This window comes from Piscinibacter sp. XHJ-5, assembly GCF_029855045.1.
Classification (GTDB): domain Bacteria; phylum Pseudomonadota; class Gammaproteobacteria; order Burkholderiales; family Burkholderiaceae_C; genus Albitalea.
Genome location: NZ_CP123228.1, coordinates 2,068,361 through 2,079,624, shown reverse-complemented (window position 1 = coordinate 2,079,624; position 11,264 = coordinate 2,068,361). Strand labels below are relative to the sequence as shown.

At 69.2% G+C, this 11,264-nt stretch carries 11 protein-coding genes; 6 read left to right on the top strand and 5 right to left on the bottom strand.

The genetic code is table 11. The features are described from left to right. The first annotated feature begins 106 nt into the window (after nucleotides 1-106). The 5 genes from P7V53_RS09745 (at nucleotide 107) to P7V53_RS09725 (ending at nucleotide 3,855) form a co-directional block, all read left to right on the top strand. Nucleotides 107-1,615: a protein adenylyltransferase SelO family protein gene (locus P7V53_RS09745; RefSeq protein ID WP_280155287.1), complete on the top strand. Its 1,509-nt coding sequence runs from the start codon at nucleotides 107-109 to the stop codon at nucleotides 1,613-1,615. Next, complete coding sequence (gene msrB, locus P7V53_RS09740) at nucleotides 1,612-2,019, top strand: peptide-methionine (R)-S-oxide reductase MsrB (protein WP_280155286.1); 408 nt, start codon at nucleotides 1,612-1,614, stop codon at nucleotides 2,017-2,019. The genes P7V53_RS09745 and msrB overlap by 4 nt, the downstream gene beginning before the upstream one ends. A 49-nt stretch (nucleotides 2,020-2,068) precedes the next feature. Further along, nucleotides 2,069-2,716: a septation protein A gene (locus P7V53_RS09735; RefSeq protein ID WP_280155285.1), complete on the top strand. Its 648-nt coding sequence runs from the start codon at nucleotides 2,069-2,071 to the stop codon at nucleotides 2,714-2,716. Then, nucleotides 2,713-2,979 (top strand): BolA family protein, encoded by a 267-nt coding sequence (locus tag P7V53_RS09730; RefSeq protein ID WP_280155284.1) that lies wholly within the window; start codon nucleotides 2,713-2,715, stop codon nucleotides 2,977-2,979. The genes P7V53_RS09735 and P7V53_RS09730 overlap by 4 nt, the downstream gene beginning before the upstream one ends. 81 nt (nucleotides 2,980-3,060) lie before the next feature. Continuing rightward, the gene (locus tag P7V53_RS09725; RefSeq protein WP_280155283.1) at nucleotides 3,061-3,855 is read left to right on the top strand and encodes a peptidylprolyl isomerase; all 795 of its coding nucleotides are present in this window, start codon (nucleotides 3,061-3,063) and stop codon (nucleotides 3,853-3,855) included. A 57-nt stretch (nucleotides 3,856-3,912) separates the two neighbouring features. On the opposite strand, the gene P7V53_RS09720 is transcribed toward P7V53_RS09725, so the two are convergent. Together P7V53_RS09720 and P7V53_RS09715 are read right to left on the bottom strand one after the other, a co-directional pair. Next, nucleotides 3,913-4,593, bottom strand: a complete 681-nt coding sequence (locus P7V53_RS09720) for a DUF6781 family protein (protein ID WP_280155282.1) — start codon at nucleotides 4,591-4,593, stop codon at nucleotides 3,913-3,915. Between the two features lie 65 nt (nucleotides 4,594-4,658). Continuing rightward, nucleotides 4,659-5,357: an ABC transporter ATP-binding protein gene (locus P7V53_RS09715; RefSeq protein WP_280155281.1), complete on the bottom strand. Its 699-nt coding sequence runs from the start codon at nucleotides 5,355-5,357 to the stop codon at nucleotides 4,659-4,661. 81 nt (nucleotides 5,358-5,438) lie between these two features. Here P7V53_RS09715 and P7V53_RS09710 point away from each other — a divergent pair, with 81 nt between their 5' ends. Beyond that, nucleotides 5,439-6,026 (top strand): arylesterase, encoded by a 588-nt coding sequence (locus tag P7V53_RS09710; RefSeq protein ID WP_280156475.1) that lies wholly within the window; start codon nucleotides 5,439-5,441, stop codon nucleotides 6,024-6,026. 6 nt (nucleotides 6,027-6,032) lie between these two features. Here P7V53_RS09710 and P7V53_RS09705 read toward each other — a convergent pair whose 3' ends face one another. The 3 genes from P7V53_RS09705 to ligA form a co-directional block, all read right to left on the bottom strand. Beyond that, the gene (locus P7V53_RS09705) at nucleotides 6,033-8,027 is read right to left on the bottom strand and encodes a DUF6600 domain-containing protein (RefSeq protein WP_280155280.1); all 1,995 of its coding nucleotides are present in this window, start codon (nucleotides 8,025-8,027) and stop codon (nucleotides 6,033-6,035) included. A 144-nt stretch (nucleotides 8,028-8,171) separates the two neighbouring features. Beyond that, nucleotides 8,172-8,708 (bottom strand): peptide deformylase, encoded by a 537-nt coding sequence (gene def / locus P7V53_RS09700; protein WP_280155279.1) that lies wholly within the window; start codon nucleotides 8,706-8,708, stop codon nucleotides 8,172-8,174. A 458-nt stretch (nucleotides 8,709-9,166) separates the two neighbouring features. Continuing rightward, nucleotides 9,167-11,239 (bottom strand): NAD-dependent DNA ligase LigA, encoded by a 2,073-nt coding sequence (gene ligA / locus P7V53_RS09695; protein WP_280155278.1) that lies wholly within the window; start codon nucleotides 11,237-11,239, stop codon nucleotides 9,167-9,169. Nucleotides 11,240-11,264 lie beyond the last annotated feature (25 nt).

Genomic DNA, 11,264 nt, shown 5'->3' with positions numbered 1-11,264 from the left:
TCGCGAAGACAGTGCGCCTACAGGACTTCCCCAATGCACGACGCGCCGCGTGGACAATCGCAGTGCACCGGCTTGCGCGCGGGCAGCGGCCCCTACACTTGTCCGCATGAGCGCCGTCCCGCTGCCCCCGGCCCTGTCCCCCGACGCCCCGCCGGTGCGCTTCAGCAACCGCTTCGCGGCGCTCGGCGATGTCTTCTATACGGCACTGCCGGCGCAGGGCGTGCCCGACCCGCAATGGGTGGTCGTCAGCGAGGCCTGTGCCCGGGACGAGCTCGGCCTGCCCGACGGCTGGTCGCGCCGTGCCGAGTGGCAGGCGCTGCAGGTCGTCAGCGGCAACGCCTCGTGGCCCGGCATGCAGCCGCTGGCCAGCGTCTACAGCGGCCACCAGTTCGGCGTGTGGGCCGGACAGCTCGGCGACGGGCGCGCGCTGTGGCTGGGCGAGATCGAAGGACCGCACGGACCGCGGGAGCTCCAGCTCAAGGGCAGCGGCCTCACGCCCTACTCGCGCATGGGCGACGGCCGCGCGGTGCTGCGCTCGTCGATCCGCGAGTTCCTTTGCTCCGAGGCGATGCATGCGCTGGGAATCGCGACGACACGCGCGTTGTGCGTGGTCGCCTCCCCCATGCCCGTGCGGCGCGAAAGCATCGAGAGCGCCGCGGTGTGCACACGCACGGCGCCGAGCTTCATCCGCTTCGGCCACTTCGAGCACTTCACGCACACGGCGCAGGATCCCGATGCGCTGCGCCGGCTCGCCGACTTCGTCATCGAGCACCACCTGCCCGAATGCCGGGATGCGGCGCAACCCTATGTGGCACTGCTCGATGCGGTGTCGCGCCGCACCGCCGAGCTGATCGCCTCGTGGCAGGCAGTGGGCTTCTGCCACGGCGTGATGAACACCGACAACATGTCCATCCTCGGCCTCACGATCGACTACGGCCCGTTCGGCTTTCTCGACGGCTTCGACCCGGGCCACGTCTGCAACCACTCGGACCACGAGGGGCGCTACGCTTTCGCCCGCCAGCCCAACGTCGCGTTCTGGAACCTGCATGCGCTGGCCCAGGCCCTGATGCCGCTGATCGGCGACAGCGACCTGGCGCTCGAGGCGCTGGAGCCCTACAAGACGGTCTTCCCGCGTGCGCTGACGTCCCGCATGCGCGCCAAGCTGGGGATGGCCACCGAGCGCGACGGCGACGGCGAGCTGATCGACGGGCTGATGAGGCGCATGGCGCAGGACCGCACCGACCTCACCATCGCGTTTCGCCGCCTGGCGCAGTTCCGAACGGTGGAAGGTGCGGACAACAGCGAGGTGCGCGACCTGTTCCTCGACCGTGAAGCGTTCGATGCATGGGCCTTGCAGTACCGCGCCCGGCTGATCGCCGAAGGCAGCGACGACGCCGCGCGAGCCATTGCAATGGACCGCGTCAACCCCAAGTACGTCCTGCGCAACCACCTGGCGCAGGAGGCAATCCATCGCGCGCAGAACGGCGACTACGACGAGACACGGCGACTGCTGAAAGTTCTGCAGCGCCCGTTCGACGAACAGCCCGAGCATGCGGCCTATGCCGACTTCCCGCCCGACTGGGCGCAACACATCGAGGTGTCCTGTTCATCATGAGTCGCGACTACGAGGTCAAGAAGACCGACGAGCAATGGCGCGCCCAGCTCGACCCCGTGCAGTACGAGGTGACGCGCCACGCCGCCACCGAGCGTGCGTTCACCGGCCGGTACTGGGACCACTGGGACCAGGGCCGCTACAACTGCGTCGGCTGCGGCACGCCGCTGTTCGACTCGTCCACCAAGTTCGACGCCGGCTGCGGCTGGCCGAGCTACTTCCAGCCGGTCAACAGCGAAGTGGTGGAGCGCGTGGTCGACCACAGCCACGGCATGGTCCGCGTCGAGGTGCGCTGCAACAAGTGCGGATCGCACCTCGGCCATGTGTTCGAAGACGGGCCCGACCCGACCGGCGAGCGCTTCTGCATCAACTCCGCGGCGATAAACTTCGAGGCCGAGAAGAAGTGATCCGTGCCCGGGCAGGGATCGTCCCGCCGATCCCCGACCTGCTCCCCGCATGAAACTGTTCCTCGACTTCCTGCCGCTGATCCTCTTCTTCGGCACCTTCACCTACGCCGACAAGAACAAGGAATGGGCCGCCGCCTTCGCGACGAGCTGGTTCGGCTTCATGGTGTCCGGCGGCGTGGTCGGTCCCGAGGAGGCACCGGTCCTCATCGGCACCGTCGTGATGAGCGTCATCACGCTGGTGCAGGTGGTGCTGCTCAAGCTCATGCGCCGGCCCATCCACCTGATGCTGTGGATCACGTTGGCGCTGGTCCTGGTGCTGGGCGGCGCGACCATCTATTTCCACAACCCGGTGATCATCAAATGGAAGCCCAGCATCGCCTACTGGGCACTGGGCCTGTCGTTCTGGGTGAGCCGCATGTTCGGCAAGAACCTCCTGCAGGAGATGCTGGGCGGCGAGTTCGAACTGCCGCCGCCGGTGTGGCAGCGCCTCAACTTCGCCTGGATCGGCTTCCTCGGCCTGATGGGGCTGCTCAACCTCTACGTCGCATACGCCTTCTCCACCTCCACCTGGGCCAGCTTCAAGGTATTCGGCGCCACCGGCCTGATGCTGGTGTTCTCGGTGGGCCAGGTGATCTACCTGAGCCGCTACCTGAAGCCCGAGCCGGATGGCAAGCAGCCGGCGGAGCCTCATCGATGAGCGTCCTTGCGCAGGACATCGATGCCGCGTTGCGGACGGCACTGGCGCCCGTCGTGCTGGAGGTCCAGGACGACAGCCACCTGCATGCGGGCCACGCCGGCGCCCGCGAGGGCCGTCACTTCAGCGTGCGCATCGTCAGCGAGCGCTTCAACGGTTTGTCACGTTTGGCGCGTCATCGCCTCGTATATGATTCCTTGAGCAGCTTGATCCCGCGAGGCATCCACGCCCTGGCCATCGACGCCCGCGCACCGGGCGATCCTTGAACCTTCCCCACCCCCCGCACTCCTATCGCCTGGCGCCCGCTCAGGTCACCTCCCGCATTCGAGTTTGAAAGGCTTACGCCCATGAGAAAGTTGTCCGTTGCCGCCTGCCTGTCGCTCGCCCTGGCAGCGCCGCTGGCCCTGGCCCAGAACGTCGCCATCGTCAACGGCAAGCCGGTGCCCAAGTCGCGCGTCGACGCCCTGATCAGCCAGGCCACGAAGGCGGGACAGCCGCGCACGCCCGAGCTGGAGAAGCAGGCGCGCGACGAAGTCGTGCTGCGCGAGATGTTCATGCAGGAAGCCGAGAAGCGGGGCCTGGCGCAGTCGCCCGACTACAAGACCCAGATGGAGTTCGCGCGCCAGACCATCCTCATCCGCGAGCTGTTCGAAGACCAGAAGAAGAAGAACCCGATCACCGACGCCGAGGTCCAGGCGGAGTACGACAAGTTCAAGGGCCAGGCCACCGGCACCGAGTACCGCGCCCGGCACATCCTGGTCGAGAAGGAAGAAGACGCCAAGAAGCTCATCGCCGACATCAAGGGCGGGGCCAAGTTCGAAGACGTCGCGAAGAAGAATTCCAAGGACCCGGGCTCGGCCGAGAACGGCGGCGACCTCGACTTTGCCAAGCCCGATGCCTACGTGCCCGAGTTCGGCAAGGCGATGACCTCGCTGAAGAAGGGCCAGATGACCGACACGCCGGTGAAGTCGCAGTTCGGCTATCACATCATCAAGCTCGAGGACACGCGCGAAGCGCAGTTCCCGCCGCTGGCCGACGTGACGCCGCAGATCAAGCAGCGCCTGGAGCAGCAGAAGCTGGCCAAGTTCCGCGACGACATCCGCGAGAAGTCGAAGACCGACTACAAGTTCTCGGCGCAGTGATCCCAGCGCCCGGACACGAAAGAAGAGCGCCCGCAGGGCGCTCTTTTCATTGCCGGGTCAGCGCTTGCGCGTCTTGGCGGCAGGCGAGGCACTGCCTTGCTGCAGTGCCTCGGACATCCCGATGAGCACGCCGCTCACCAGCGCCGAGTAGCTCTGCGCCAGCGCCTGTGCCGCCTTGAGGCCGGCCGCGCGGCTGTTGCGCACGGCACTTTGCATCTGATCGGCCAGCTGCTCGGCGGTGCTGGCGGCCTGCGCGCCCGACAGCGTGCCGCCGGCCTGCAGCTTCTCGAGCACCTGCGACCACGGCGCGCCGAGTTGCGCGCTGGCCGCTTCGGCCGACTTCTTCACCACGCCGATCAGCGTGTCCTCGAACTTCTCGAGATCGGCGACTGCCTTCTTCAGCTGCTTCTCCTGCAGGTCGACGCCCTGCTCGACGAACTGCTGCAGCGCGACCCGGTTGGCATCGACTGCCTTCAGCAGCGCGTCGTCCATCCCGGCAACGGCGCTGTTGAGCAGGTTTTCCACGTCGACGGCGGGCAGGCTGCTTTGCGCGGCGCCTGTCGTGGCGGCCTTGGTCACCGCGCTCAGCACATCCTTGATGTTCTTCAGGCTCAGCTCGCGTCCCTGCAGGGCGCCCAGCGTGGCCTGTCGCACCGCATCGCGAAGCTGCTCGCCCTGCTTGGCGCTCGCGCTTGCGAACATCTCGATCAACGCGTCCTGGTCGATTCCGGCTTTCACGATGGTCTCTCCTCTGGGTGGGTGATGAACCGCGGCATCGTGTCACCAATGCGCCGCCGCGGCAATCAGCCGGCGGCGGACAGTGCGACGTCGCCCATGTCGACCCGGCCGGCTTCGATGCGCAGCTGGCGGTCGCAGCGCTCGGCGATGCCGCGGTCGTGCGTCACCAGCACCAGCGTGGTCCCGGCCTCGCGGTTGAGGTCGAACATCAGCTCCATCACCTTCTCGCCGGTGGCGAAGTCCAGGCTGCCGGTGGGCTCGTCGGCCAGCAGGACCGCCGGACGCACGACGAAGGCGCGCGCCAGCGCGACGCGCTGCTGCTCGCCGCCGGACAGCACCTTGGGGTAGTGGCGCAGGCGCTCCCCGAGCCCGACACGGCGCAGCATCTCGGTGGCCAGCAGGCGAGCGTCGCTGCGCCCCTGCAGCTCCAGCGGCAGCATCACGTTCTCCAGCGCCGTCAGGTTGCCGAGCAGCTGGAAACTCTGGAACACGAACCCCACCTTGGAGGCGCGCACCGCGGCGCGGGCATCCTCGTCGAGCGCGAACAGGTCCGTGCCGGCCAGCTTCACGGTGCCGGTGGTGGGCGTGTCGAGGCCGGCGATGATCGACAGCAGCGTGCTCTTGCCGGAACCCGAGGCGCCCACGATGGCCGCCGAGTGCTGCGGCTGCAGCGTGAAATCGATCTCGTGGAGAATCGTCAGCGTGCCGGTGGAGTCCTGGACCTGCTTGGTGACGCGCTCCACGGCAATGATGGGTTGAGTCATGAACTGGGTGGTGGGGATCGTATGAAGACGTCGCGCCGGGGATGGCTGATGCACTGTACCGCGCTGCTGGCGCTCGCCTGCATGCCGGGCCGGTCGCCTGCGGCCAGGCCGCCGGCGAAGATCCTCGTGGTGGGCGACAGCCTCTCGGCCGAATACGGCCTCGAGCGCGGCAGCGGCTGGGTGTCGCTGCTCGAGAAGCGCCTCGCTCAGGACCACATCGCGGCGAGCGTGGTCAATGCCAGCGTCAGCGGCGACACCACGTCGGGCGGACGCTCGCGGCTGGGGCAGCTGCTCCAGCAGCACCAGCCCACCCACGTGATCCTCGAGCTCGGAGGCAACGACGCCTTGCGCGGCCTGCCGCTGAACATGACCCAGGCCAATCTCGCGCAGATGACGCAGGCGGCCAAGGCCGCCGGCGCGCGTGTGCTCATCGTCGGGATGCAGGTGCCGCCGAACTACGGCCGCAAGTACAGCGACGACTTCGCCGCCGTGTACGCGACCGTGGCTCGACAGGAAGGCGCCGCGCTGGTGCCATTCATGCTGAAGGGCGTGGCCGACGTGCCGCAATCGGAGGCGCTGTTCCAGCCCGACCGCATCCACCCGCGGGCGCAGGCGCACCCCATCATCCTGACCAACATCTGGCCGGTGCTGGCGAAGCTGCTCCAGTAGCCGCGCTCAATCGGCGTGCCGCTCGCGTCCTTCGCCGCGCCCGCGCGCCTGGTTTTCCTCGCGGCCCTGTCCCTGCCCGCGGGCCTCGCGGTTGACGTTGCCGTCCTGCCGACGCTGGACGGGCGGCTGCTGCACCTGCGCGGGCCGCGGCGGCTCGGCGGGCTGCACGTGCGGCGGGGCCGCGACATGCGGCTGCTGCGGCGCGACCGCCTGAGGCTGCGGCCGCGGCGCGACCGCCTGCGGTGCGGGGGCTTCGACCTGACGGCTGGCCTGCGGCGGACCCGGCACATCCTGCGATCTCCGTCGCCAGTCGGCGCGGTCATTCCGATCCACATCGGGCTGCGGCGCGACACGCGACGGTGGCGCCGGCACCGCCGCCGGCGGCTTGGGGGCCGCGGCGGGCGGAGGCGTCTGCACGGCAGCGGCTTGCGGCGGAACGATCACAGCGCGCGGTGCGGCGGCCGGCGACTGCACCGACGGTGCCGCGCGGACGTCGTCCCCATCGCGCCCGCGAGCACGGTCACCGCCATACCGGCGAACGTTTGCCGGGGCATCGGTCGGTGTGGCCAGGTTTGCCCTGACCGGCGACGGCGGCACGACGACGGTCGACGGTGCGACCGCCTGGAAGCCCGGCCGGCCCGGATCCATGTCGTGGCGACGCACACGCCTGGCCTCCGCCGCGGCCGGCGGCAGCACCGGCGACGCCACCGTCGGCGCCGGCACGACGACATCACGCGCCGGCTGGTTGGCGAGTTGCTGCACCGCGGTCGTGCGCCACTGCGCCGCGGCGGGCGCCACCGGCTTGCGGTTCACCATCACCTCCTGCGGCACCACCGTCACCGCATGCGGGAAGCGGCGGTTGCGGTAGTCGATGTCGCGCACCGCGTTCTGCGGGTTGTTGATGATGGTCGTCACGTTGGTGATCTGGGTCACGTGCGTCACGTTGACCTGCTGGACGTAGCGCGGGGAGACGCGGTAGTACGGCACGTAGACCTCGCGCGGCGCGAGCGGAAACCAGCCCACGCCGGGACCGCGGTTGCCGATGCTGACGGACACGCTCAGGTGCGGCCCGCCGACCCAGCCCACCAGCGCGGGTGCATACACCGGGCGACGCACGTAGCTCCCCGGCACCCAGCACCAGCGCTGGTTAGAGTAGGCCCAGCGGCCGTAATGGAACGGGGCAAAGCCCCAGGGCATGTCGTCGACCCAGGTCCAGCCCCAGGGGCTGATCCAGACCCAATGGCCGGCGCCATACGGCGCCCAGCCGGCGGGTACGTTGCGCGGAACCCAGACCGTGCCGTACTCGGGCGCCTGCTCCCAGCGCCCGTAACGGTCGAGGTCTTCGACACCGGTCATCTCGGGCGAGACATAGCGCGTGGACGCGCTGCGCTCGTCGCGGCGGTCGCGCTCGTTGTTCCAGGCCGCGAACGAATCACGCGCCGGCTCGGTGATGCTGTACTGAGCCGCCGCGCCTTCCATCCAGAACTCCGCATGCTGGCCGGCGTTGACCGTCAGCGCGCTGCCAGGACCTTCGTACAGCGCCTCGCCGCTCCACACCGTGACGTGGCTGGTCTGGTCGTTGCGGTCGAAGCGGTAGCGGCCGGGCCGGTGGGTGACGAAACGGCCTTCCGCGGTGCGCATTTCGAATTCGCGCGCCGACTCGGCATCGCGCAGCCGTGTGGCAACGGAGCCGCTGTGCAGCTGCAGCGAAAGGGTGTCGTCGTCGATGCCCAGCACCTCGAGTTCCGTGCCCGAATCGAGCCGTATCGTGGTCGACCCGATGTGCACATCGGCGTGCGCCGAGGCATCGGTGGACAACCGGTCGCCGGTGGTGAGCGGCCGGTTGCGCTCGGCGCTCACCCATTCGCCGGCGTCCGGCGTGTACAGCCAGACCTGGCCGGTGAGCTCACCGACGCGCCCGACGCGTCCGGGAGGGTCGGCCCAGGCGGTGGTCGCTGCAGTGCACAAGAGCACCGCCAGAAAAGTCAGGAATCGGCGCATCAGCATCATGGTCAGCCCTCGGCAACAAGTGCCGTGTCCGGACAACGCGACGGTGCGCGCTCGCGCTGACGGTTCGCTCGGACGGAAACCTTGCTTTACAAGTGCGCGCCAGACAGGGACGCCGCTCGGACGTCCTATGTCGGGTTAGTCGTCCCCGGCGGGGTCCAGTTCCGGGAACAGCACGCTGGTGAACCCGAACTGGCTGAAATCTCGCACCCGCATCGGGTAGAGCTTGCCGATCAGGTGATCGCACTCGTGCTGAACCACGCGGGCGTGGAAGCCCTCGGCCTCGCGCTCGATGCGCTCGCCGCGCGGCCCGAATCCGGTGTAGCGGATGCGCGCGAAGCGCGGCACGACGCCGCGCAGCCCCGGCACGGAAAGGCACCCTTCCCAGCCCAGCTCTTCCTCGTCGGACAGCGGCGTGATCTGCGGATTGATCAGCACCGTCTCGGGCACCGGCGGCGCATCGGGATAGCGCTGGTTCTTGCCGAAGCCGAAGATCACGAGCTGCAGGTCGACGCCGATCTGGGGCGCGGCCAGCCCGGCGCCTTCGGCGGCGTGCATGGTGTCGAACATGTCCGCGACGAGTGCGTGCAGCTCGGGCGTGTCGAACGCGGTGACGGGTGCCGCCACGCGCAGCAGGCGCGGATCGCCCATCTTCAGGATCTCACGGACGGTCATTGGAGCCCCTCGTCCGCGGAGTACCGCGTCCGGTCCCCCGAGGGGACGCGGCCCGGCTTGGGAGCGGCCCGGCGCTCGGGCCGCAAAAACCGGAGCCCCTCGTCCGCGGAGTACCGCGTCCGGTCCCCCGAGGGGACGCGGCCCGGCTTGGGAGCGGCCCGGCGCTCGGGCCGCAAAAACCGGAGCCCCTCGTCCGCGGAGTACCGCGTCCGGTCCCCCGAGGGGACGCGGCCCGGCTTGGGAGCGGCCCGGCGCTCGGGCCGCCAAAAACCGGAGCCCCTCGTCCGCGGAGTACCGCGTCCGGTCCCCCGAGGGGACGCGGCCCGGCTTGGGAGCGGCCCGGCGCTCGGGCCGCAAAAACCGGAGCCCCTCGTCCGCGGAGTACCGCGTCCGGTCCCCCGAGGGGACGCGGCCCGGCTTGGGAGCGGCCCGCAAAGCACTGATTGCCCCGTGGTGTCTCATCGAGCTTCCTTCAACAGCGATTGCAGCCCCGCTTCGTCCAGGATGGGCAAGCCGAGTTCCTGCGCCTTGTCGAGCTTGCTGCCGGCTTCGGCGCCGGCGACGACGTAGTGGGTCTTCTTCGAGACCGAGCCGGCAACCTTGCCGCCGGCGGCCTCGATCAGGTCCTTGGCTTCGTCGCGCGTCAGGGTGGGCAACGTGCCGGTGAGCACGAAGGTCTTGCCGGCCAGCGGCTTGGGACTGAGGTCGCCGTGGCCGTCGTGCTCTTCCCACGCGATGCCACAGGCCCTGAGCTGCTCCACCACCTCGCGATTGTGTGACTGCGCGAAGAACGTGTGGATGCTCTGCGCGACGATGGGACCGACGTCGCTCACCTCCAGCAGCTGCTCGACGCTGGCATTCATGATGCGGTCGAGCGCGCCGAAGTGCTTGGCCAGGTCGCGTGCGGTCGATTCGCCCACATGGCGGATGCCCAGCGCAAAGAGGAAGCGCGTCAGCGTTGTCTGCTTGCTCTTCTCGAGGCCGTCGACGAGGTTGCGTGCGCTCTTGTCGGCCATGCGCTCCAGCGCGCTGAGCTTGGCGACACCGAGCTTGTAGAGCTCGGGCAGCGTGCGGATGAGCCCGCTGTCGACGAGCTGGTCGACCAGGCGGTCGCCCAGCCCCTCGATGTCCATGGCCCGCCGTCCCGCGAAATGCAGGATGGCCTGCTTGCGCTGCGCCGCGCAGAAGAGCCCGCCGCTGCAGCGCCAGTCGACCTCGCCTTCCTCGCGCACGATCTCGCTGCCGCAGACCGGACACTTGCCTTTCAGCCGAGCGTGCAGGTCGAAGCGCGGGGCGTCCGCCGGCCGCCTGTCCGCGACGACGCCCACGACCTCGGGGATGACATCGCCGGCGCGCCGCACGATCACCGTGTCGCCCAGGCGCACGTCCTTGCGCTCGATCTCGTCCTGGTTGTGCAGGGTGGCGTTGCTCACCGTGGTGCCGCCGACGAACACCGGCTTCAGCTTCGCCACCGGCGTCAGCTTGCCGGTGCGGCCGACCTGCACGTCGATGTCGAGCAGCGTGGTCATCTGCTCCTGCGCCGGGTACTTGTGCGCCACGGCCCAGCGCGGCTCACGCGAGACGTAGCCCAGGCGCTGCTGCAGCGCGCGCTCGTTGACCTTGTAGACGACGCCGTCGATGTCGAAGGGCAGCGCGTCGCGCTTCTCGCCGACCTTGCGATGGAAGGCCACCAGCCCGTCCGCGCCCAGCACCACCGCACGCTGCGGGTCCACCGGCAGCCCCGCTGCATGCAGCGCATCGACGACGTCGCTGTGGCGCGCCGGCAGCTCCCAGCCGCGCACCTCGCCGACGCCGTACGCGAAGAATTTCAGCGGCCGCTTGGCTGCCATCGCCGGATCGTGCTGCCGCACCGCGCCGGCGGCAGCGTTGCGCGGATTCACGAAGGTCTTCTCGTTCTTCGCGCCCTGCGCGATCAGCTCGCGCTGGCGCTCGTTCAGCGCATCGAAATCGTCGCGGCGGATGTAGACCTCGCCGCGGACCTCGAGCACCTGCGGCGCTTCACGGTGGTTGCGCAGTCGCAGCGGGATCTGCTGGATGGTGCGGATGTTCTGCGTCACGTCCTCGCCGGTCTCGCCGTTGCCGCGCGTGGCCGCCTGCACCAGCACGCCATTCTCGTAGCGCAGGTTGATCGCCAGGCCGTCGAACTTGAGCTCGGCGGCGTATTCGATCGGCGGCTCGGTGTCGGCCAGCCCCAGCTCGCGGCGCACGCGCGCATCGAACGCCACGGCGCCGCTCGCCTCGGTGTCGGTCTCGGTGCGGATCGACAGCATGGGCACGGCATGGCGCACCGGGACGAAGCCGTCGAGCACCTTGCCGATGACGCGCTGCGTGGGCGAGTCGGGCGTGAGCAGATCGGGATGACCGGCTTCGAGCGCCTGCAGCTCCTGGAACAGCTTGTCGTACTCCGCGTCCGGGATCTCGGGGTCGTCCAGGACGTAGTAGCGATGTGCGTGGTGATGGAGGAGGTCGCGCAGCTCGGCGGCGCGTGCGGCAGGAGAAGCGGTCGTCATCCCGGGATCGTATTCGCAGCTTGCC